This is a genomic window from Nonomuraea sp. NPDC049129 (assembly GCF_040648495.1).
In the GTDB taxonomy this organism is placed as follows: Bacteria; Actinomycetota; Actinomycetes; order Streptosporangiales; family Streptosporangiaceae; genus Nonomuraea.
Genome location: NZ_JBEZDU010000003.1, coordinates 359,067 through 381,419 on the forward strand (window position 1 = coordinate 359,067; position 22,353 = coordinate 381,419).

The 22,353-nt window shown below is 69.9% G+C and carries 18 protein-coding genes; 15 read left to right on the forward strand and 3 right to left on the reverse strand.

Features of this window, described 5'->3' with window-relative positions:
* Positions 1-18 precede the first annotated feature (18 nt).
* From AB0B64_RS11085 to AB0B64_RS11115, 7 genes are all read left to right on the forward strand, one after another.
* A complete protein-coding gene (locus AB0B64_RS11085) occupies positions 19-1,455 on the forward strand; it encodes an amidohydrolase family protein (protein ID WP_358176522.1) in 1,437 nt (478 codons plus the stop codon).
* A 198-nt stretch (positions 1,456-1,653) separates the two neighbouring features.
* Positions 1,654-1,812 carry a hypothetical protein gene (locus AB0B64_RS11090; RefSeq protein ID WP_357938498.1) on the forward strand — a complete coding sequence of 53 codons (159 nt, stop codon included), beginning with the start codon at positions 1,654-1,656 and terminating at the stop codon, positions 1,810-1,812.
* Between the two features lie 20 nt (positions 1,813-1,832).
* Positions 1,833-3,896 (forward strand): radical SAM protein, encoded by a 2,064-nt coding sequence (locus tag AB0B64_RS11095; protein WP_358176524.1) that lies wholly within the window; start codon positions 1,833-1,835, stop codon positions 3,894-3,896.
* A complete protein-coding gene (locus tag AB0B64_RS11100) occupies positions 3,893-4,891 on the forward strand; it encodes a DUF692 family multinuclear iron-containing protein (protein ID WP_357938494.1) in 999 nt (332 codons plus the stop codon). The genes AB0B64_RS11095 and AB0B64_RS11100 overlap by 4 nt, the downstream gene beginning before the upstream one ends.
* Positions 4,891-5,655 (forward strand): hypothetical protein, encoded by a 765-nt coding sequence (locus AB0B64_RS11105; RefSeq protein ID WP_357938492.1) that lies wholly within the window; start codon positions 4,891-4,893, stop codon positions 5,653-5,655. Before AB0B64_RS11100 ends, AB0B64_RS11105 begins: the two co-directional genes overlap by 1 nt.
* Before the next feature lie 39 nt (positions 5,656-5,694).
* Positions 5,695-7,629 (forward strand): RiPP maturation radical SAM C-methyltransferase, encoded by a 1,935-nt coding sequence (locus AB0B64_RS11110; RefSeq protein ID WP_358176527.1) that lies wholly within the window; start codon positions 5,695-5,697, stop codon positions 7,627-7,629.
* Positions 7,626-8,282 carry a DUF5825 family protein gene (locus AB0B64_RS11115; protein WP_358176530.1) on the forward strand — a complete coding sequence of 219 codons (657 nt, stop codon included), beginning with the start codon at positions 7,626-7,628 and terminating at the stop codon, positions 8,280-8,282. Before AB0B64_RS11110 ends, AB0B64_RS11115 begins: the two co-directional genes overlap by 4 nt.
* Positions 8,283-8,310: 28 nt before the next feature.
* On the opposite strand, the gene AB0B64_RS11120 is transcribed toward AB0B64_RS11115, so the two are convergent.
* Together AB0B64_RS11120 and AB0B64_RS11125 are read right to left on the reverse strand one after the other, a co-directional pair.
* Positions 8,311-9,096 carry a Stf0 family sulfotransferase gene (locus AB0B64_RS11120; protein ID WP_358176533.1) on the reverse strand — a complete coding sequence of 262 codons (786 nt, stop codon included), beginning with the start codon at positions 9,094-9,096 and terminating at the stop codon, positions 8,311-8,313.
* A gap of 153 nt (positions 9,097-9,249) precedes the next feature.
* The gene (locus tag AB0B64_RS11125) at positions 9,250-12,951 is read right to left on the reverse strand and encodes a thiopeptide-type bacteriocin biosynthesis protein (protein WP_358176535.1); all 3,702 of its coding nucleotides are present in this window, start codon (positions 12,949-12,951) and stop codon (positions 9,250-9,252) included.
* Between the two features lie 656 nt (positions 12,952-13,607).
* Between AB0B64_RS11125 and AB0B64_RS11130 the strand changes: the two genes are divergently transcribed.
* The gene (locus AB0B64_RS11130; protein ID WP_358176538.1) at positions 13,608-13,961 is read left to right on the forward strand and encodes a helix-turn-helix domain-containing protein; all 354 of its coding nucleotides are present in this window, start codon (positions 13,608-13,610) and stop codon (positions 13,959-13,961) included.
* A gap of 45 nt (positions 13,962-14,006) precedes the next feature.
* Here the strand turns inward: AB0B64_RS11130 and AB0B64_RS11135 are convergent, their stop codons facing one another.
* Complete coding sequence (locus tag AB0B64_RS11135; protein WP_358176541.1) at positions 14,007-14,633, reverse strand: TetR/AcrR family transcriptional regulator; 627 nt, start codon at positions 14,631-14,633, stop codon at positions 14,007-14,009.
* Between the two features lie 84 nt (positions 14,634-14,717).
* On the opposite strand from AB0B64_RS11135, the gene AB0B64_RS11140 reads away from it, so the two are divergent.
* From AB0B64_RS11140 to hypF, 7 genes are all read left to right on the forward strand, one after another.
* Complete coding sequence (locus tag AB0B64_RS11140) at positions 14,718-15,692, forward strand: aldo/keto reductase (RefSeq protein WP_357938482.1); 975 nt, start codon at positions 14,718-14,720, stop codon at positions 15,690-15,692.
* A gap of 76 nt (positions 15,693-15,768) precedes the next feature.
* Complete coding sequence (locus AB0B64_RS11145) at positions 15,769-17,148, forward strand: cytochrome ubiquinol oxidase subunit I (protein WP_358176544.1); 1,380 nt, start codon at positions 15,769-15,771, stop codon at positions 17,146-17,148.
* Between the two features lie 12 nt (positions 17,149-17,160).
* Positions 17,161-18,144, forward strand: a complete 984-nt coding sequence (gene cydB / locus AB0B64_RS11150; RefSeq protein ID WP_357938478.1) for a cytochrome d ubiquinol oxidase subunit II — start codon at positions 17,161-17,163, stop codon at positions 18,142-18,144.
* Positions 18,145-18,284: 140 nt separating this feature from the next.
* Complete coding sequence (locus AB0B64_RS11155) at positions 18,285-18,866, forward strand: SIS domain-containing protein (protein ID WP_357938476.1); 582 nt, start codon at positions 18,285-18,287, stop codon at positions 18,864-18,866.
* Positions 18,867-19,027: 161 nt separating this feature from the next.
* Positions 19,028-19,231: a HypC/HybG/HupF family hydrogenase formation chaperone gene (locus AB0B64_RS11160; RefSeq protein ID WP_357938474.1), complete on the forward strand. Its 204-nt coding sequence runs from the start codon at positions 19,028-19,030 to the stop codon at positions 19,229-19,231.
* Between the two features lie 65 nt (positions 19,232-19,296).
* Positions 19,297-19,941 (forward strand): SIS domain-containing protein, encoded by a 645-nt coding sequence (locus AB0B64_RS11165; RefSeq protein ID WP_357938472.1) that lies wholly within the window; start codon positions 19,297-19,299, stop codon positions 19,939-19,941.
* Positions 19,942-19,956: 15 nt separating this feature from the next.
* Positions 19,957-22,338, forward strand: coding sequence for a carbamoyltransferase HypF (gene hypF, locus AB0B64_RS11170; protein ID WP_358176547.1), 2,382 nt, complete (start codon positions 19,957-19,959; stop codon positions 22,336-22,338).
* The last annotated feature ends 15 nt before the right edge of the window (positions 22,339-22,353 follow it).

The following is a 22,353-nucleotide window of genomic DNA, read 5'->3' on the forward strand; positions in this document are numbered from 1 at the left end:
GGCGGTAAGGAGAGGGCGATGGAGTCGATGGACGGACGGCCCGTGGTGCTGCGCGGCGGCACCGTGCTCCCGATGGACGAAGGGCGGCAGGTGCTCCCCCGCACGGACGTCCTCGTCGCCGGCGACCGGATCGCGGCCGTGGGGCCCGATCTGCAGATGCCGGACAATGCCGTCGAGATCGACGCGAGCGACGGCATCGTCATGCCCGGGATGATCGACACCCATCGGCACATGTGGCAGACCGCCATGCGCGGCTACGGCGCGGACTGGACCCTGACGCAGTACTTCGTCTGGTACTACCTGGAGCACGGGAAACTGTTCCGGCCCGAGGACGTGCACGCGGGCAACCTGCTGGCCGCGCTCGAAGCCGTCGACGCCGGGGTCACGACCGTCGTCGACTGGTCGCACGGTCTCCAGACGGTCGACCACGCCGACGCGGCCGTGGACGCGCTCCAGTCGGCGCCCGGCCGGTACGTCCTCGCGTACGGCAACATCCAGCAGCCACCTGCGGCGTGGACGGGCGCGCCGGAGTTCCGCGACTTCGTGCGGCGCCGGATCACCGGGGACGACCTGCTCGGCTTCCAGCTCGCCTTCGACGTCCTGGGCGACCCCGCCTTCCCCGAGCGGCCGGCCTTCGAGGTCGCCCGCGAACTCGGCGTCCCGGTCACCACCCATGCCGGAGTGTGGGGCGCCACCGGCGACGACGGCATCCGGCTCATGCACGACCACGGCTTCATGACGCCCGAGACCGTGTACGTGCACGCCGCGTCGCTGTCGGCCGACTCCTACCACCGCATCGCCGCCACCGGCGGCTCCATCTCGGTCTCCACCGAGAGCGAGCAGAGCGCGGGCCAGGGCTACCCGCCCACCTGGGCCATCCGCGCCCATGGCATTCCCGTGTCACTGTCGATGGACACCAGCGTCTGGTGGAGCGGCGACCTGTTCTCCGCCATGCGCGCCACCCTCGGCGCCGACCGCTCTCGCCAGCATCTGGAGGCGCACGCCAGGGGCGACACGGTCACGCACTGCAGTCTGCGCGCCGACCAGGTCGTGGAGTGGGCCACCCGCGGCGGCGCCCGCGCCCTCGGCCGCGACGATCTCGGCGTCATCGCCGCCGGGAAGAAGGCCGACCTGGTTCTCATCAAGAACGAGGCTTCGCCGGTGTCGTTCCCGTTGCTCAACCCGTACGGGCACGTCGCGTTCCAGGCTCAGCGCGGGGACGTGCACACGGTTCTGGTCAACGGCCGGGTGGTGAAGCACGAGCACCGCCTGGTCGGCGTCGACCTCGCCGCGGCCCGCGGCGCCGCCGATCGGACGATCGAGTATCTGCGCTCGACGATGGGCGAAGAGGCATGGCAGAAGGGGATGAACCCCGACATTCCCGAGACGACCATCCTCGATAATCCGTATACCTATACCGACTACCACAGCGCCTCGACCCACACCGCCGGGTGACGAATACTATTCATTCTGGAATCGGCCCGCCCGATTTAATGTCCGGCCGGAATAGATGCATCCCCTTGGCTGCTTTCGACGGCTATTGACGTGCGGAATGACGTGACTATCGTTGAACAGGTTAAGAAGGGTGCGGTCCATGCGCTGACTGCCGCCGGGACCGCCAGACTGCCTGGCAGATTCCCACGAGGAGGCACCGTGGTCGCGGTGAAACCCGAAATGGTCATCGACGACGAATTCACCGAGCTGGACCAGCTTGAGGTGATCGAATCCAGCGAGCTCAAGCTCAGCGGGTCGTACCACTCCTACACCTACAAGGCGGCGGAGGACACCGGCGACCTACCCGCCAAGGGCTGACGAGGCTGTCGGCCGGTCCGGTGGAATCGCGCGACGCCGACGTTCTGCTCCTGTTTCCGCCGCAGACCGAAGCCAGGTTCTTTCCCTATTTGAGCCTGCCTTATCTCACCGGTCATCTACGGCGGCACGGGCGGCGGGTCCACCAGGCCGATCTGAACATCGCCCTCTTGCACGACCTGCTGGCGCATCCGGAACTGCTGGGCGACGTGGTGCGCGAGCAGCCGGACGACGGGGCGGGCACCTGGTACCGAGGGGCGATGGCCGACGTCGTGGCCCGATACGTCGACGAGCTCCGTGCGCATGTCCTGCGGAAGGAGCCGGCCGGAGAGCTGGGCCCCGCTCGTGCGGTCAGGCTCGCCCATCACGCGATCGAGCTGCTGGTGCGCGATACGTTCCTGGTCCGGACGTGGCAGGATCTGGCCCAGCTCGACGACGCGGTGCGGCGGTCCGCCCGGTTGCCGCCCGCCGCGTCGGGGATACCGCTTGAGCGGCTGCATCTCATGGTCGAGGCGCTGCTGGCCCGGCACCGGCCGCGCGTGGTCGGCCTGTCCGTGGCGTTCTTCAGCCAGCTCGCCCCCGCGCTGCTCATCGCCGCCTGGATCAGGCGGCTGCGGCCGGACGCCAAGATCTGCCTCGGTGGCCAGCAGGTGATGCTCCGGCACGAGGAGCTGGCGCGGTTGCCCGGCGTACGGGCCGCGGTGGACGCGCTGTGCTGGACCGCCGGCGAGCAGCCCCTCGAACGCTGGCTAGACGCCCTGGACGGGAACATCCCGGCGGACGCGGTCCCCGGCATGACCTGGCTGCCGCGCACCGCGCCCGCCTATCGCTCTGAGGAGCCGGTCACGCTGCGCTTCCACGACCTCGGGCCGCCCGACTTCGCCGGGCTGCCGGTCCGGTCGTACCTCAACGAGACCATGGAGGTCGCGATCATCTCGTGCGTCGGCTGCTACTGGGGGCGGTGCGCGTTCTGCTCGTACGGCAATCGGTCCCTCGCGCCGGGCGCCTACCAGCAGGGTACGGTGCGCCAGATCGCCGACGCCGTGGAGAGCGTGGTCCGCGACACGGGCGCGGCCTTCGTGTCGATCTCCGATGAGAACACCAACCTGCGGCTGATCGTGAAGGCGATGCGCGAGGTGCGCGAGCGCGGCGTCAATGTGGGGTTCGGCGTACGCAGCAGGCTGGACGCCACCCTGGCCGACCCCGAGTTCTGCCGGAGCCTCGCCCAGGTGGGGTGCGAGCTGATGTCGGTCGGCTACGAGGGGACCTCCCAGCGGCTGCTCGACCTGATGGACAGAGGCGTGCGGGCGGCCGACTACCAGCGGATCGTCGAAAATGTCGCGGCGGCGGGCATCGTCCTGCGGTTCTCGGTGATGGGGTACGTCTTCGACGAGACGCCCGCCGAGTTCGAGGAGTCCCTGCGCTTCCTCGCGGCGAACCAGGAGCGCATCGGCATCGACGCGCTGGAGCTCATGGTGTCCGAGCCCGGCAGCAGGCTGGCGGGGGACCCGGACGGCTTCGGCCTTTCGTTGGACACCTCGGGTGCGCTCGCCGGCAATCCGGAGCTGAGCTACCTTTCCGGGCGGGTCGGGCATCCCCTGACGGTGCCCGGCGGGCCCACTCGGGCGGAGGCGCTCGATCGCCTGGTCCGCGTCTTTCACACGGTCAAGCCGGGCAAGGTGAGCGCGATCCTGCCCCGCCGCACCGGGGCCCGAGCCACCGTCGCAGCCGTCAGGCCGTATCCATGGGTACGGACGGTGCCGGCGGAGGTCGACGCGGCCGGGTTCACGGGGGCGAAGCGCGAAGCGGACACGTACCGCCGGATTCTGGTGGCCGATCTGGTCTGGGAGCGGTTCTACGCGCTGCCGCGGCGCGACGTCGAGCAGCGCGCCGACGGCGTGCTCGTGGCGCGCACCTCCCAGGGAGGGCGGTTGCTGGCCCGCCTGGTCGAGGCGACGGCAGGCACAGAACACACGGATGAGGAACACGCGGACACAGAACGCGCGAGCGCGGAACGCGCGGATGAGGAGCATCGGGAGACGCCGCCGGTGGTCGCGGGCGGCGAGCCCGTCAGGAGGCCGACATGACGACCGACATCACGACCGGGACCATGCGGGCCGGCGAGACCGGCCCAGCCAGGCTGGGGTTCGGTCTCCTCATGGACATGCCGTGGGGCGGCGGGTCGCTCGGCCGGCGGGGCGTCGGGTTCGTGGAGACGGACGACGGCGGGGACATCACGCCACGGGTGCGCGCCTTCGCCGAGCGCCATGGCGACGACTTCGCGTACGCCGCCTTCGCCTACCAGCCCCGCTCACGCGCGACCCCGCGAGCGGCCGACTACGTCCGCACCTACGACCGCTTCTTCCAGGCGCTGCCCGCCGGGCTCGGCCGGGCCTTTCATCAGACCGAGTTCAACATGGGCACACCCGAGCGCTACGACCGGCGACCCGCGGCCGAGTTCACCAACGAACTCGCGGCTCGCTACGGTTTCCGCTGGGTGGTCGAGGACCTTGGCATCTGGAACCTCCGGGGCTATCCGCTGCCGTACCCGCTGCCGCCGCCGCTGACCGAGCCGGGCCTGGAGATCGCCACGCGGAACGTGGCCGAGACGGCCCGCCTCCTGGAGCTGCCGCTGCACGTCGAGTTCCCCGGGTTCACCGAAGGCGGGTCGTTCGTTCTCGGGCACCTCGACGCTTTCGGGTACTTCAGGCGGCTCGCCGACGACGCCGACGTGCACGTCACGCTGGACGTGGGCCACCTGCTCAGCTACCAGTGGCTGCGCGGGCGTACCGGCCGCCACATGGTCGACGACATCGAGGCGCTGCCGCTCGAACGCTGCCGCGAGCTGCACCTGTCCGGCTGCCAGATCGTGAAGGGCAAGTTCCGCGACCTGCATCACGGGGTGCTGCTGGACGAGCAGCTCGAACTCACCGAGTACCTGCTGCCGCGCTGCCCCAACCTGCTCGGCGTGACCTACGAGGACCCGATGTTCCGCGACGACGGGCGGCTGGTCGAGAAGTCGCGGCGGAACTACGGCCGCCTGAAGGCGCTGGTAGGCGCATGGCGCGACGGGACGACGTGATGAGCACTTCGGTGGCGCGGTCCCTCGACGGTGAGCAGCTCGCCGACCTGATCATGCGGCTGCTGCTCGACAGCGGGCTGCGGGAGCGGCTCGCCGCCGACGGCGCCGCGGCCGTGGCGGCGGACGCGGGCGAGCTGGAGTGCCTGGAGACCATCGACCTTGACGAGCTCGACGCCGCCGCCCGCCGGTTCCGCTCGACCATCTGGCGGCTCGGTGCGGGTGGCAGCCTGGCGTCGGCGTTCCCGCGCAGCGTGTCCGCCTTGGTCGCGGCTGGCATCGGCGAGGCGGAGTTGCTCGACGGCTTTCTCGGGTCGCCGCGTTTCAGCAGGTTCCGGCTGGTCCCGTACTCGGGGGCCGGAGTGTCGGTGGAGGAGGCGTTCGCCGCGTTCCTGCTCGACCTGACAGAGGAGCGGGTCGCTGACGCCGCGATCCTGCGGGAGACCGTGGACCACGAGTTGATGATCGCCCTGTTCGCGGCGCTGGCGTGCGAGCAGCCGCTGTCGTTCGTCATCGAGAGCGAGGGGATCGTCGAGACCGGCCGCGGTCACGCCGCCCTGCGCCGGTACGCGCCGGCCTCCCTCACTTCCTGGGGCGAGGCCACGCCGGGCACCGGCCAAGCAAGCGTGCCGTACGCGTACTTCGCCACGCCCGCCGGGGTCACTCGCGGAGTGATCTCCGAGCGTGTGGCCACGGCGTTCGCGGCCGAGCCGACGGCCGAGAGCGACGCGGCACGTCGCGCGCTGTCCCGGCGCGGCCTGTGGTGACCCGGTAAGACGTACGACCTGGAGATGAGGGACAAACCCATGCACATCGTGTTGGTGGACATGCCGTGGTCGTCGATCGACGCGCCGTCGCTCTCGCTCGGCGTGCTCAAACGCCGGGTCCTCGACGTGTTCCCGGACGCCGAGGTCGACGTCGTCCATGCCAAGCTCGACTACATCGACTGGGTGGACGAGCACGTGGGCTTCACGTTCGAGGAGTACGACACCTTCGTGAGCTCCTACTTCTCCGGTCACAGCGAGTGGATCTTCTCGGCGGCGCTGAACGAGCGGCCTCGGTGGAAGGTGGCGGAGTTCGCCGAGTTCCTCGGGGGCAGCGTGCCGGAGCCGATGCTCGCCAAGGCGACGCAACTCCACGAACTGGCGCCGCTGTTCATCGAGGAGACCGCCGCCCGGATCGCGGCCATGACGCCGGACGTGGTCGGCTTCACCGCCACCTTCGCGCAGAACGCCGCGGCCCTCGCGGCGGCACGCGCGGTCAAGAGGCAGGCGCCGGATGCCATCACGGTGTTCGGAGGCGCGAACTGCGAGGGTCCGCAGGGCGCGGCGATGCACCGCAATTTCCCGTTCATCGATTTCGTCGTACGCGGCGAGGGCGAGCTGGCCTTCCCGCAACTGCTCTCCGCGATCGGCGCCGACGGCGGGGACGGGGGCGATGTCAGCGAGATCGCCGGACTGTGCTGGCGCGGGCCGAGCGGCGAGTCCGTCGTGAACGCGGTGGAGGCCCGGCCGCTACCGCCCGACGCGCTGGTCCCGCCCGACTTCGGCGACTACTTCGAACAGCACGCGAGGTCCCTCGCGGGCACCTGGGTGGAACCGCGGCTCACCGTCGAAGGCTCGCGCGGCTGCTGGTGGGGCGAGAAGCACCACTGTACGTTCTGCGGGCTGAACGGCTCGCTCATGCAGTTCCGCAGCAAGGACCCCGGCCGGTTCGTGGCGGAGATCCTCAGCCTGGTCGAACGGCATCGGGTCCTCGACGTGTGGGTGACCGACAACATCCTCGACATGGCCTACCTGACGTCGATGGCGCCGCGCCTTCAGGAGTCCGGCTACGACCTGCGGATCGGGTACGAGATCAAGTCGAACCTGCGCCGGGACCAGCTGGAGATCCTGCGCGCGGCCGGCATCGACTACATGCAGCCCGGAATCGAGAACCTCAGCAGCCGGGTGCTCACCCTGATGGACAAGGGAGTGACTGGCTGCCTGAACGTACGGCTGCTGCGTGACGCGGAGACCGTCGGCATCAACCTGAACTGGAACTACCTCTACGGCTTCCCGGAGGAGTCCGAGGCCGACTACGACAGCGTGATCGACCAGGTGCCCGCCCTGGTCCACCTCATGCCGCCGTCGAACGCCACCCGGCTGAAGGTCGAGCGCTTCAGCCCGTACTTCGACCGGCCCGAGCTGGGTTTCGGGGAGCTCCGCCCGGCCGCGCAGTATCGGCATATTTACGATCTGCCCGAAGCCGAGCTCGCCGACCTCGTCTATGTCTTCGACTCCCCGCGCCGCGGCATCGACGCGGACTGCCTCGACCGCCTGCGCGCGGCCGTCGCCGCCTGGACGGACGCCTACCCGCGCAGCCGCCTGACCCACTGCGACCTGGGCGACCACATCGTGTTCGTCGACACCCGGCCCGGCTTCTCCTGGCACCTGCTCGACCTCACCGAACCGCTGGAGCTGACGGTGTTCCGCCTGCTCGACACGCCGCACAGCCCGGCGGCGCTCGTACGCAAGGCCGCGGCCCGGCACGAGGACGTGACCGATGACCGGATCGACGTGCTGCTCGCGCGCTGGCGCGAACTCGGCCTGATCTTCTGCGACGCCGGCCAGGCGGTCCACGTCGCCCCGGCCGTCGCCAACCAGGACCTGATGCGGCTCGACGGCGAGAATCTCAGTCGCGGCGAACCGCTCGTACCGGCACTCTCGAAGGCTGCGGTACCAGTGGGGACACCCCGATGAGCACCGTCGCCGGGCTTCCGGCTCACGTACCGATGACGCTGTGGAAGGATCGCGACCCGGCGGCCATGCGGGTCCGGGGGATGTACGCGGGCCGCGTGAACGTCACCGGCGACCCCCTCGCGACCGTGTCCCGGCTGGCGGCGGACGGCGTCCAGCTCGCCCAGCTGGACGACATGGTCGATCTGGACGACCCGGGCGGCGCGGCGGCGGTGGCCGCCCTCGCCGTCATCCGCGAGCTGACCAGCCACGGGATCGCGGTCGACTGGACCCTCCGCATGTCGGTCGGCCCGGCCGGCTGGCGGCCGCTCAGTCACCTGCACCCTCCGGCGGCCGTGTACGCGGGGTCCGCCGGGGACGGCATCGCGGCCGAGTGGCGCGACACCTTCCACATCGCGAAGTGCGGCTACCGGCTCGGTCCCGGCTTCATCGAGATCCGCGACCGCCGGACGGGCTCGTTCAGACGCCTCGTCATTCGCAACCCGAACCGCGAGGAGGCGATCGCGCCGCTGCTGCGGGGCGTGCGGGCGGCGAGCCTGGCGCCGACGGTGACGGAGCGGTATCTGCGGGCGGACCTGCTGCATCAGGTGGGGCGGTACGTGTGGTGGACGCCGTACCGGATCAGACGCTGGCCGCTCAGCTCGACGATCCCCTAACGGCTGCTAACGGCGCCTTTAGCGGCCCTTAGCGGTTGGCGCTCACCCATGCTTCGCTTCCGTCCTGGGCGCTGTCCCGCTGGAACATCTCCAGCCATCGTTCGGTGACCGCACCCGCCTGGCGCTTGATGCCGGGCTCGGGGAGGGATTCGGGCGGGTCGACGCCCAGGTGCCGCAGGCAGCCGCGGACGGTTTCCGGGTGGTCGGCGAGCATGTCCTCGTAGTAGACGACGTGGGGGACGCGTTCGCGGCGGTCGAAATACTGCTGCCACGCCCTCGTCTCGTCGTCGAGGTGCTGCAGGTGGCGGCGGATCTCGGCGTAGTCGTAGTGGGGCTCGGACTGCGCCCGGCTGGTCGACAGGTAGATCCCGTCCACGATCCAGACGCCGGTCTGCTTCGCCAGGACGTACGAGATGGCCTGCCGGATCCGGTCCCTGCGCCGCAGCCAGATGTATCGGGGTGACATGAGAAGCTCGTCCAGGTCGACTTCGAGCCCTTGCAGGTGCTCGCCATGCACCTTGATGCCGAAAACCCCGTTCGGGCTGGTCCGGCAGGTCATTAATCGGCCGATATAGTCCTTAACCCGGCCTTCCGGATCGGCGGTGTCGAATCCCCAGCGCTCGAAATAGTCGAGAACATGGGTGTCCGCCAGATATCCGTCGGCGAAACCGGCCCGCCCGGTGTGCCAGAGCGTACGGACGAGCATATTGCTGCCGGAACGCGGCGCCGCGGCCAGGACATAGCGGGTCGGCGGCAGCCCGGCGAACGGCGGGAAGTCGAATTCCGGGCTGTTGGTCCGGAAAAAAGGGGCCACAGTCCATACCTACCACTGCGCCAGGCGATCAGTCAGGACACGAGGCGTTGGGCGATATCAGCCACGACCACGCCCCGATGCACTGCGGTCTGGGGGGAGTCGTCGCGGGCAGCGTCACTCGTGGCACCAGATGGGGTGTCGTCGCGGGCGGCGTCAGTCGCCGGTGCCGGGTGGGGTGCCGTCGCGGGCGGCGAAGGTCAGCGCGACGGCGCGGGCCAGCTTGCGGCACCGGCGTTCAGCGTCGCGGTCGATCCCGAGCGCCCGTATGTGGTGCATGTGGAGCAACGACGCCACCACCGACGATTCGGTCAGACGTGGAGCACCGAGTGGCAGGCGGTCCAGGTAGGCGTCCACGGCTCGCCGCCGATGCTCCCATGCCCTGACGATCCGCCAGCCGCCCGGGAGAGCCGCGAGCGTCGCCCGGTCCCCGCCCGGGAGAGCCGCAGGCGCTGCCCGATCCCCGCCCGGGAGAGCCGCAGGCGCTGCCCAGCCCCCGCTCGGGTCCGCCAGGCCGACCGCTTGGCGGACGACCTCGCGGTCATTCGGGGCAGCATGCCCGGTCAGAGGGTGCTCGATCTGCCAACGCGCCCCCGCCGCCTGGCCTCTCATCAGGGCGGCCGTCAGATCGACCAGGCTCGCCGCGGTGAGCGCGTGCGGGTGTACGTGGCGCGTCGCCGACAGGGCCGCGAGCTGGGCGACCACCGCAACAGAGTCAGCCGCGAAGACGGCCTCCGCGCCGGCCAGGACCTCTCCCGCCCCATACCGTGCGGTTTCCGGGTGGTACGTATCCAGGACCAGGTCACCCACGAGGCCGCGACCGCGCAACTCGGCGGCCCACGCCCCGACCCGGGCGGCGGACGGACCGTAGTCGTGCTCACCGGCCAGGTGCAGGCGCAACCGCAAGTGCGGACGAGGGTCGCGGTAACGCACAAACCACCACATCGGCGGCTCATCCCAGGTCTCAAGCAGGTCGGGCAGGTGCTTGGTGAGGATCGTGTCGACAACACCGGGATCCCCGTACAGCTTGGCGTACAGGACACGCGCCCCAGGCAGAACCCCGTCCTCCCGCCCGACCAGCGGCAGCGGCCCCGGCACCGTCACGGCGGCGGGAGCACGGGCGGGCGGCGCGGTGGCGGCCATCGAGATGACGACCTCATGCGCGCGGCGGCCGAACCAGCCGTGGTCCGCCGGTCCCGTCGCCTCCGACACGACGACGGCCTCGCCGGCGCCGGCCAGGTGGGCGCGGAGCAGCGCCAGGCTCATGGGCTCGTCCAGATCCAGGCGCAGCCGGCGATCCGCCGTACCCACGGACACGACGGCGGGCAGCCGCAGGCGGGCGCGCAGTGCTGTCATGGCCCGCACCCACTCCGGCCACGGGGTGTCCGGCCCGGGCAGGACGTCGGTGGAGATGCGCCATCGGGCGGGCGCGAGCACGCTGCGGCCGTAGCGGATTCGCGGCAGGAACGGCAGACACGCCGCCGCCCCCCAGGAGAAGGGTGACACCACAGCTGCCCGAGCACGCGGGATCTCGAACAGCAGGCGCGCGATCGGTGGCATCGCATGCCGCGCCACCGCACTGCTCAGCACCGGCTCCACCACCTGCCGCCGCGACGGCGACAGCAGGTACATGCGGTCGTTGTCCGCCGTGACCGCCAGATCCCGCCAGGGGATCCGCCCGTGGGGGCCGGCACGGTGCTCGGCCAGGGTGATCAGCTCCGGCAACAGGGGTGGGGTACGGGCGACGTCCTGGGCGCGCGGATGCCGGGCCGGAAACGACAACTGCACCGGCACGGCACCGTCCACCGCAACGGGCAACCGACTGTAGACACCGACCATCGGCCTCCGGTCACTGTCCTGCCGATCACTGGCCTGCCGGTCACTGTCCTGTTGGTCGCGGTCGCGATCACGCGGGAGGCCGTCACGCGGGTCGCCGTCCTGTCCGTCGCCGTCCTGCAAGAGATCGGTGAAGCGGCCCGCCAGGCCGGCCGCGGTGCCGTCGACGGCGAGGACCGTCAGGGTGAAGGCTCCGGCGGTCAGCGCGTCGGCGGTGGGCGCGCAGACTTCGGCGACCAGCTCCATGTACGGGAGCGGTCGCGCCCCGTCCATCCCGTCCGCCGCCAGAGCCTCGATCGCGGCGTCGTCCAGTACGATCTCCCGCTCGCCGTCCAGGGCCGCCTGCTGCGCCAGGGCCAGCAGGCGCTGATCCCTGCGCGACAGAGGCGCGGGGACGGCCGGCCCGTCGTAATGGCCAGGAAACCCCAACCCCGCCGTGGGATCGGCGAGCTGCTCGATCGGTACGACGCCGCCGACCCCGTACCGGTCCAGGAACATGACGTGGTACTCCCGCCAGGCCGGATGCCCGGACGGGTCCGGCGTCAGCCGCCATAACGCCCCGGCGGCGGACTCGGCCTCGGCAGCCACCTCCCGAGGAAGTACCGCGGTGCCGCCCAGCCGCAGGTCAACCGCGAGCGGTTGAGCGACCTCGACCGGCACCACGTCCCGCATCCGCTCCCCGACCGCTCGCCTGGCCCGTACGGCGGCCTCGCCGGTCGCGCCGGTCGCGCGGTCGGCCGCCCGCAGCCCCACGTGGATCGCCCGCAGTTCCCGAACCAGCCCGGCAACCTCCAACCCCCGGCCCAGCGAGCTAACCTCGGATTCCCGGCCCAGCAGGGCGGCCTCTTGTACCTGATCCTGCGAGACGGCCTCTCGTAGCCGGCCTTGCGGAACGGCCTCTACCTGGTCCTGCGGGACCTCTTGCGCCTGATCCTGCGGGACCTCTTGTGCCTGGTCCTGCGGGACGGTCTCTTGTGCCTGGTCCTGCGGGTCGGCCTTTCGTACCTGGCCCTGCGGGGTGGCGTCGCCGGGCCAGTCCGCCGCCGTGTCTCGCAACCGGTCGAGCACGTACGCGAGCCCGTCGACGCTGGTCGAAGGAGGACGCAGGCTGGTGATCAGCACCCCGCACGTGACCAGCTCCGCAACCATCGCCTCGATCGCCGGGACCCTGGCAGCGGGGAACGTGACGGCCAGCCCGTCGACCAGGTCACCGGCCCGAACGGGTGCCTGGGCCAGCTCCATGACCGTGCGGACGGCAGCGCTGCGCCGTACCGACACCTCCGTCAGTTCGCTTCGAGCCGGATCGCCCGCGTGCGGTTGCCAGGGCACCACGAGGCGCTCCCCCCGTACGAACGCGAGATCGTTGACCATGACCGGGAGGCGATGCCGCAGCTCCGGGTCCGATTCCAGCCGGGCGATCACCGCGGCCAGCCACACCCCGTCCGCGGTCGTCCGCGTACGCGGGGCTCCGGCCAGGTACTCCGGCGCCGCGCCGAAGCGGAGCGGGGCCACGCCCGCGAACGTCCCGAACGGCGTGGCTCGGCCGCGCATCCGCACCAGATACCGGGCCAGTGACAGCGCCATACGCCGGAGGCGACCGGGCCGGGGCCGACGGCCCGCGCAGACTGCCTCGATCTGGGCCGCCAGAACCGGACTGGCCAGCGAGACAGCCGCTGCCACAGATTCCCGCGCCCAGACCTGGACGAGCCACTCACACCACCGCTCAACGGCGGCCTCGTCATCCAGTTCGCGCGACAGCGGGACATGCGGGACATCCGGCTCGGGACGCGGCGCGACATACGGCTGAGGGAGCGGCGGGACATCCGGCTCGGGACGCGGCGCGACATACGGCTGAGGGAGCGGCGGGACATCCGGCTCGGGACGCGGCGCGACATACGGCTGAGGGGGCGGCGGGACATCCGGCTCGGGCCATGGAGGGAGATCCAATTCAGTCCCGTGCGCGGTGGCGCGGATCAGCGCCGTGTCAAAGTGCCGGTACGGCTGCGAACGCTGCACGCTCACGCTGAGGCCTCCCACATTGCGCGCCTGACCCGGCGGCGGTGGCCGTCCAGCTGCCGCCGGGACGGCTCGGCGGGCCCGTCACCCCCGAGTGTCGCACGCGCGTGGCGCCCGTTCCGTACCGCGAAGACGATCAACCACGAGCTCAGGGCCTGCTCCACCGGCTGCCGAAAATCTGTAGTGGCTGCGGTAGACATTCGCGATGACGGAAGCTAGAGTTTCTGACATCGCAAGGAACGGATCCAACCGGGCAGAACACGAAGACCCCAGCACCACGACGAACTGCCCGGATGAGTTTGACGAAATACCAGGTGATGGCAGCAGGTCGGACTGACGGGGCCAGCGCAGTGGCAAGGGGCCCTGGCCGTGGACGTGCTGCCACACGAGAAGTAGGAAAAGAAGTTCGAGTAAGAGAAGGGAGTGTTGAACGCCATCGGGATCGCCCGCTGCCGGCTGATCACTCGCCGCTCGGGTACCGGAGTTCCACAGATGGGAAGGTGGTACACGGTCACGCATCCGCGATCCCCGCGTCATGGCCGTCCACTACGGCTGATGCGGACGACAGTAGACCGGCCAGATGGCCGGTAGATGGTGTTGAACCTCTTCGGGGCCCCGGCGCAATGCGCGCCGGGGCCCCCTGACGCATGCGGAAGGCATTTATGGATCAAACATCTCCAGCGCGTAGCGACCCCACACTCGCACCCAGCAAAGCCAATGACCGGTTCGACGATGAGGACTACCCCGCCTACAGCATGGGCGCGGCCGCGGAGATGCTCGGCGTCACCGCCGCCTTCCTACGCGCGTTGGGCGCCGCCAAACTGATCGAGCCGCAACGCTCCAGCGGTGGCCACCGTCGCTACTCCCGCTACCAACTACGTCTGGCGGCCAGGGCCCGCGAGCTCGTCGACCAGGGCACCGCCCTCGAAGCCGCCTGCCGCATCGTCATCTTGGAAGACCAGCTCGCCGAAGCGCTGCGGATGAACCGTGCCCGGGAGCGTTCGGACGAAGGCTGACGCCTGACGACGGTGATCATGCCTTAGGGGCTTCGTCAGGGGGTCTCACCGGTCGCGCAGGCGCAAGAGGTAGCCGGTGATGTGGTCGTGGGCGGCGGTGACGGCGCGGGTGGCCAGGTTGTCGATTTCCTGCGGTGGCCGGGCGTCTCTTGGGACCAGCGTGGCGTAGCCGTGCGCCATGGACAGATGAACGTAGACGAAGTCCGTCGTCTCGGCCCAGGAGACGTCGTCGGGCAGGGCGGCCGAGGTCAGGGCCATGAGGGTGTCCATGAGGCGGCGGCCCTGCTCCTGGACGGTCTGCTTGTAGGGGGCGCCGAAGTCGTACGAGTAGACGAGGTCGACGCCGGCGCGATGGTCCAGGGCATAGCGGGTGTACGCGCCCGCGGTGGCGGCGAGCCGGTCGACCGGATCGGGCCCCGCCTGCTCGGCCGCCTGGGCCAGGAGGTCGGCGATGTCGGCGACGATGGCGGCCGCGCAGGCGGCCAGCAGAGCCTCGCGATCGGGAAAGTGGCGGTAGGGCGCCGCCGACGACACACCCGCGCGGGCGGCGACCTTGGACACGGAGAAACCCGCCACGCCGATCTCGGCCAGGAGTGCGATGCCCTCGCGGATCAAACCGGCGCGCAGGTCGCCGTGGTGGTAACCGCGTTGCGGTGTCGTTGGACTGCTCACGGCGAACGATTGTCCCCTCTTCCAGATGTTAGAGTACTCTTACTTTATGTAAGAGCCTTCTAACATTCGGAACAGAGGCGCATCATGCAGCAGCGAAATCTCGGACAACAGGGCCTGACGGTGTCGGCTCTGGGATACGGCGCGATGGGGATCTCCCTGGCGTACGGACCCTCGAACAAGGAGGAGGGGGCCGCGACGATCCGCCGGGCCCACGAGCTGGGAGTGACGTTCTTCGACACGGCCGAGCTCTACGGACAGGGCGAGAACGAGCGGATCGTCGGGGCCGCGCTCGCACCGGTGCGGGACGAGGTGGTCATCGCGACGAAGTTCGGGTTCGACTTCACCGGCACCCGGGAGGGCGGCGTCGACAGCCGTCCCGAGCACATCCGCGAGGTCGTCGACAACAGCCTGCGCTACCTCGGTGTCGACGTCATCGACGTGCTCTACCAGCACCGCGTCGACCCCAGTGTGCCGATCGAGGAGGTGGCCGGGACGGTCAAGGAGTTCGTCGAGGCCGGGAAGGTCCGCTACTTCGGCCTGAGCGAGGCGGGCGCCAACACCATCCGCCGCGCGCACGCCGTACATCCCGTGTCGGTTCTGCAGACCGAGTACAGCCTGTTCGAGCGCGAGGTGGAATCCCTCTTCCCCGTCCTGCGCGAGCTCGGGATCGGGTTCGTCCCCTACTCGCCGCTCGGCCGGGGCTTCCTCACCGGCCAGGCCAAGCCCGGCGCCGAGTACGACGCCACCGACATGCGAGTCTGGGACGCCCGCTTCCAGCCCGGCAACTACGAGAAGAACGTGGCGGCCACCGACCAGCTCGCCGACCTGGCCGCCACCAAGGGCGCCACGGTCGCCCAGCTCGCCCTGGCCTGGCTCCTCGCCCAGGGCGACGACATCGTCCCCATCCCGGGCACCCGCGACCCCAAGCGCCTGGCGGAGAACGTCGCCGCCGCCGACCTCACCCTCGACGACACCGATCTGAAGCGCATCGCCGACATCCTCCCGACCGGCGGCTTCGGCGCCCGCTATCCCGAGCAGCACCTCCCCACCTGGGACTGACCCCGCGCGAGTACGCTACTTCCGGCCCAGTGTGTCATGACGCACTGGGCATGGTCGGATACGTACAGTAGTGGCCATGAATGCCGTGGATCTCGCACGCTGGCAGTTCGGGGTCACTACGGTGTACCACTTCCTGTTCGTGCCCGTCACGATAGGGATGTCACTGCTGGTGGCGATCCTGAACACGGCCTGGGTGTGGACCGGCAAGGTGGCCTACCTTCGCGCCACCAAGTTCTTCGGGACGCTTTTCCTCATCAACTTCGCCATGGGCGTGGTGACGGGGATTGTGCAGGAATTCCAGTTCGGGATGAACTGGAGTAGCTACTCCAGGTTCGTCGGCGACATCTTCGGGGTGCCACTCGCGATGGAGGCGCTGCTGGCGTTCTTCCTGGAGTCGACATTCCTGGGGCTGTGGCTCTTCGGCTGGGAGCGATTGCCGCAGAAGGTGCATCTCGCGTGCATCTGGATTGTCGCGTTCGGCACAATGATGTCCGCCTACTTCATTCTGGCCGCAAACTCGTTCATGCAGTGGCCGGTGGGCTTCCGGCTCGACGGGCGGGCTGAGCTGGTCGACTTCGGGGCCGTGTTGAGCAACAAGGTGCTGCTGGCCACCTTTCCGCACACGATCTTCGGGTGCTGGCTGGCCGGTGGCGTGATCTTCATGGCGGTTTCCGCCTGGCATCTGGCTAGAAAGCGGGATGTTGACGTCTTTCGTCCGTCGCTTCGGCTGGGCATCGCGGCGGTACTGCTGGGCGCGCTCGGCACCCTCGTCTCCGGGGACCTGCTCGGCAAGATCATGACGCAGACCCAGCCGATGAAGATGGCCGCCGCCGAGGCGCTCTACGAGACACGGCAGCCCGCGCCGTTCTCCCTGTTCACCATCGGGACGCTGGACGGCACCAAGCCGATCTACCAGCTGGAGATCCCGGGCCTGCTGTCCCAGCTGGCCACCGGCTCGCTCAGCGGCAAGGTCGAGGGGGTCAACAACATCCAGGCGGACTACGAGCGCAGGTTCGGACCGGGCGACTACCGTCCCTACATCCCGGTCGCCTACTGGGGTTTCCGGCTGATGATCGGCTTCGGCATGCTCGCCGCGCTGGTGGCGCTCCTCCTGCTCTGGATGACTCGTGGACGACGGATCCACGGCAAGGACTGGGCCTGGAAGGCCGCCGTCTGGTCGGTCGTACTGCCCTTCCTCGCGAACAGTTTCGGGTGGATCTTCACCGAGATGGCCAGGCAGCCGTGGATCGTCTTCAGCCAGATGAAGACCGCGCGTGGCGTCTCACCGAGCGTCGGCGCGGGGACCGTACTCACCTCGCTGATCGTCTTCACCGCCCTGTACGGCGCGCTGGCCCTGGTGGAGGTCGGTCTCATGATCAAGTACGGCAGAGCGGCCCCGCCGCCCGCCGACGGTGCCGAGCCGCAGGACGGCGGCGAGACGTCCTTCGCCTACTAGGGGGATCGGGTAGTGGAGCTCACCGAGATCTGGTTCGTGGCGATCACCATCCTGTGGGTCGGGTACTTCGTCCTGGAGGGGTTTGACTTCGGCGTCGGCATGCTGCTGCACGTCATGGCGCGGAACGACGCCGAACGCGAGGCGATGCTCGACACGATCGGCCCCGTCTGGGACGGCAACGAGGTGTGGCTGATCACCGCGGGCGCCGCCACGTTCGCCGCCTTCCCCGAGTGGTACGCCTCGCTGTTCAGCGGGTTCTACGTCCCGCTGCTGCTCATCCTGCTGGCGCTGATCGTGCGCGGAGTGGCCATCGAGTATCGCGGCAAGCGGAGCTCCGTAACGTGGCGGCGGTGGTGCGACGCGGGCATCGCGATCGGCTCGTTCGTGCCCGCGCTGCTGTGGGGGGTCGCGTTCGCGAACATCGTGCGGGGCGTGCGGCTCAACTCCCATCACGACTACGTCGGTACGGTCGGGGATCTGCTCAACCCGTACGCGCTGCTCGGCGGGCTGACCACGCTGTTTCTGTTCGTCACGCACGGCGCCGTTTTCGTGGCGTTGAAGACCAGCGGCGAGATCAGCCGGCGCGCGACCACGCTGGCGCTGCAGAGCGGCGGCGTCGCGGCCCTGCTCGCGGTGATCTTCCTGGTCTGGACGCAGTTCCACGGCGGCGGGCCCGGCACGGTGATCCTGGCCGCCCTCGCCGCTCTTTCCTTCGTGGCCGCGCTCGGGGCCGTCGCCAAGGGCCGTCAGGGGTGGGCGTTCCTGCTGTCCGCGGTCGCCGTCGGCGTGACCGTGATCTGCCTGTTCGCGGTCCTGTATCCCAACGTTCTGCCTTCGACGGTCAACCCGGCCTACAGCCTGACCCTCCAGAACGCGGCCTCGACGCCGAAGACGCTCGGCATCATGACCAGGATCGCGGCGATTTTCCTGCCGCTGGTGGTGCTCTACCAGAGCTGGACTTATTGGGTTTTCCGCCACCGAATCAGCGCCGGTTGAGGTCTTTTCTCTGCGCCAGTACCACCGTTTGCATACATTGTCGCCGCTAAAAGGAAACGAAACTCCAACCTCCTGTAAAACGCGATTGCCAGCCTTTCTTTCGGGGCACTGAGAATCGAGAGCCGAGGAAAGGATCATCCATGACACTCGCTCTCGGCACGTCTCTCCAGGAACGGGACGAAGCCGGCCTCGCGCTGGCGGAGGATGCCGAGCGGATCGCCCGCGCGTGTCATGCCGTGGCCCTGTGCTTCCATCAGGGCGGTCGGTTGCTGAGCTTCGGCACCGGTCAGTCGGCGGCCGACGCGGCGCATCTCGCGGTGGAGTTCGTTCATCCGGTGATCGTGGGGAAGCGCGCCCTGCCGGCCTTCTCGCTGGCCAATGATGCGTCGGCGATGAGCGGGCTCGCCCGCGCGGGAGTGTTCGCGACCCAGCTGCGGCTGCTCGGGCGCGCCGGGGACGTCGCGGTGGGCATCACGGTCGACGACGACTGTGACGAGGTGGCGGCGGGGCTCGCCGTGGCGCGTGAGATGGGCATGACGACGCTGGCGCTGACGAAGGCGGGCGGGCTCGACAGCGCGGTGGTGGATCACCTTCTCACGGCACGCAGCCGTGATCCGCAGGTCGCCCGCGAGCTCCATATGACGACATATCACGTGCTGTGGGAGTTGGTGCATGTGTTCTTGAACGACCCTCTGCTCGCGGCGACGGAGGTCTCCCGATGACCTCGCCGGGAGATCCGGACCAGTCGAGTCCGGTGACTTCGCCGCAAGGTTCGGACTCGTCGAGTCCGGTGAATTCGCGGGGAGGTTCGGACCCGTCGAGTCCGGTGAATTCGCCGGGAGGTTCGGGCCGGTCGAGTCCGGATTGTCCCGGCGAGGTGTGTGTGACCTGCTCGGACACGGCCGTACCCGTCCGGATCGTTGCCCTGCTGCCCGGCCACCTCGCACTGGTCGACACCGCCGTCGGTGCGGAGGAGATCAGCGTGCGGCTGGTCGACGCGCGGGCCGGTGACGTGGTCCTGGTGCACGCGAAAGAAGCCATCGCGGTGCTGGAGAGAACAGTGCCGGAGAGAACGGTGCCAGAGTGAGCGGTTCCGGGAAGAGCGGTTCCGGGAAGAGCGGTGCCGGAGTGCGCGGTGCTGGGGAGAGGGCCGTGAGTGACGCGCTCTATCCCTTCCTGTCCTCTGCGGCGGGCGATGTCGAAGCGCTGCTGGCCACGGTGACCCGGTCCACGGCGGAGAAGGCCAGGGAGATCGTCGCGCTGCGGCGGGAAGTGCTCACCCTGCTCGGCCCCCGGATCGCCGCGTGCGCCGGGGCGCTCGCCGCGGCATTCTCCGGCGGCGGTCGACTCTTCACCTTCGGGAACGGGGGCAGCAGCACCGACGCGCAGGCCGTGGCCCACCTGTTCCTCGCTCCCGGCCACGGACACAGAGGGCTGCCGGCGATGTCGCTGACGGCCGATGTCGCGCTGCTGACCGCGCTCACCAACGACATCGGCTTCGACGCGGTCTTCGCCCGGCAGCTCGCCGCCCTGGGCACCGGTACGGACATCGCGATGGGCATCTCGACGAGCGGCGGCTCGCTGAACGTGGTCCGCGGGCTCCAGGAGGCCAAACGCCTCGGCATGGTGACCGTCGGGCTCGCCGGCTCGGGAGGCGGCCAACTGGCCGAGTGCGGTGCCGTAGATCATTTGCTGGTCATCCCATCCTCATCCGTACATCGGATCCAGGAGGCGCAGGCCACCGTGTGCCATGTGCTGTGGGAGTCGGTTCGGCGGGCACTGGACGAGGCGGACTGACCGTTGGACCCGATCGTGCGCTCCCGGATCCGGGTCGAGGGCATCGTCCAGGGCGTGGGTTTCCGGCCGTTCGTCCACGGCCTGGCCGTCCAGTACGGCCTGTCGGGCACGGTCGGCAACGACGGTTTCGGGGTGTTCATCGAGGTCGAAGGCCCAGCGGGGGCGGTAAACTCACTGGTCGAGGCGGTCCGATGGAACGCGCCCGCGCTGGCGGTCGTGGACCGGGTGAGCGTGGAATCGGTGCCGCCCACAGGCGCCCGCGGCTTTCGCATCGTCCCAAGCAAAACGGGCAGACCTAGCGAGACGGGCAGACCAAGCGAGACGGTCGAACCGAGCGAGACGGGTAGACGAGGCGGGACGTGCGTACCGAGCGAGATGAGCGTCCGCAACGAGACCGGCGGACCAGGCGTGATCGGCGGCATCCCACGCGCGCATGTGTCACCGGACGCGGCGACCTGTGACGACTGCCTGGCCGAGCTGTTCGACCCGGCCGACCGCCGCTACCGCTACCCCTTCGTCAACTGCACCAACTGCGGCCCCAGGTTCACGATCATCACGGCCATTCCGTACGACCGCGCCGCGACCACCATGCGGACCTTCGCCATGTGTACGGCATGCGCGGCGGAGTATCGCGACCCCCGCGATCGTCGCTTCCACGCCCAGCCGGTGTGCTGCCCCGCCTGCGGTCCCACGCTCGTCCTGCACACCTCCGACGGCACGATGGTCGCGGGCGATCCGGTGTCCGAGGCGGCGGCGCTGCTCCGCGGTGGTTCCATCCTGGCGGTGAAGGGACTCGGCGGCCATCATCTCGCTGTGGACGCCACCGACGAGGACGCTGTGGCGGCGCTGCGGGTCCGTAAACACCGTGGGGACAAGGCGTTCGCCGTGATGGCGCCGGACCTGGCCGCCGTACGCGAGCTGTGTGTGCTGGACGGCGAGGCGAGCGGGGTGGTCGCCGCCCTCACCGGCGCGCGTCGCCCGATCGTGCTGCTGCCACGACGCCCCGGCTCGCCCATCGCCAGCTCAGTGGCGCCCGGCAACCGGGACATCGGCGTGCTCCTGCCGTACACGCCCCTGCACCACTTGCTGGCCCGCGAACTGGGCCGCCCCTTCGTACTGACCAGCGGGAATCTGTCGGGCGAGCCCATCGCGCACCGCGACGAGGACGCGCGGCGGCTGGCCGCCGACGCCTTTCTCACCCACGATCGGCCGATTCACGCGGGCCTTGACGACTCGGTGGTCCGGGTCTTCCGCGACACGGAGGTTCCGGTACGGCGAGCCCGTGGGCACGCTCCCGCGCCGCTCGCGCTGCCCTGGACGTTCCCCCGCCCGGTCCTCGCCTGCGGAGCGCAGCTCAAGAGCACCTTCTGCCTGGCGACGGGCAACCACGCGTTCGTCTCCCAGCACCTGGGCGACCTGGAGAACTACGCGACGATGCAGGCCTTCGCCGGCGGCGTCGCCCACTTCCGGCGGTTGTTCGGGATCGAGCCGGAGGTGGTGGCGCACGACCTCCACCCGGAATACCTGTCCACCAAGTACGCCCTCACCCTCGACGGCGTCCAGCCACTCGGCGTACAGCACCACCACGCCCACATCGCCTCCTGCCTGGCCGACAACGGCGAGAGCGGCCCGGTCGTCGGCGTGGCCCTCGACGGCACGGGGTACGGCACGGACGGCACGATCTGGGGCGGCGAGCTGCTCGTGGCCGACCTGGCGGGCTTCGAGCGGGCCGGGCACCTGGAGCCGGTGCCGATGCCCGGCGGCCTGACGGCGATCCGGCAGCCCTGGCGGATGGCCGCGGCCTTCCTGCACAGCGCGTACGGCCCAGGGTCCTTCGACGACCTCGACGTGGTCCGCCGCAATCAGGACCGGTGGCCGGCCGTGGCGGCGCTCGTGACGAACGGCCCGGCGCAACGGGTGACGTCGAGCGCCGGGCGGCTGTTCGACGCGGTGTCCGCGCTCCTGGGGATCCGCGACACGGTCACCTACGACGGACAGGCGGCGGTGGAGCTGGAGCAGCGGGCGGACCCGGGCATCCGCGGCGGCTATCCGGTCACCGTCACCGGAACGGTCATCCGCAGCACCGACCTGATCCGCGCGGTCGTCGGCGACCTTCGCCGGGGCGAGGCGTCAGAGGTGATCGCGGCGCGCTTCCACCACGGGCTGGCCGAGGCGGTGGTGACGGCCACGACGCGGGTCGCGGCCGCCAACGGGCTGGAGGTGGCGGCGCTGTCCGGCGGGGTGTTCTGCAACACCCTCATCCTCGGCGCCGTGGTCGACGGGCTGCGCCGCCACGGCCTGCGCGTCCTGCTGCACCGGCGCGTCCCCTGCAACGACGGCGGCATCAGCCTCGGGCAGGCCGTGGTGGCGGGGGCTCAGGACCGAGCGACCCGTTGAACGGGTCGCCGGGCG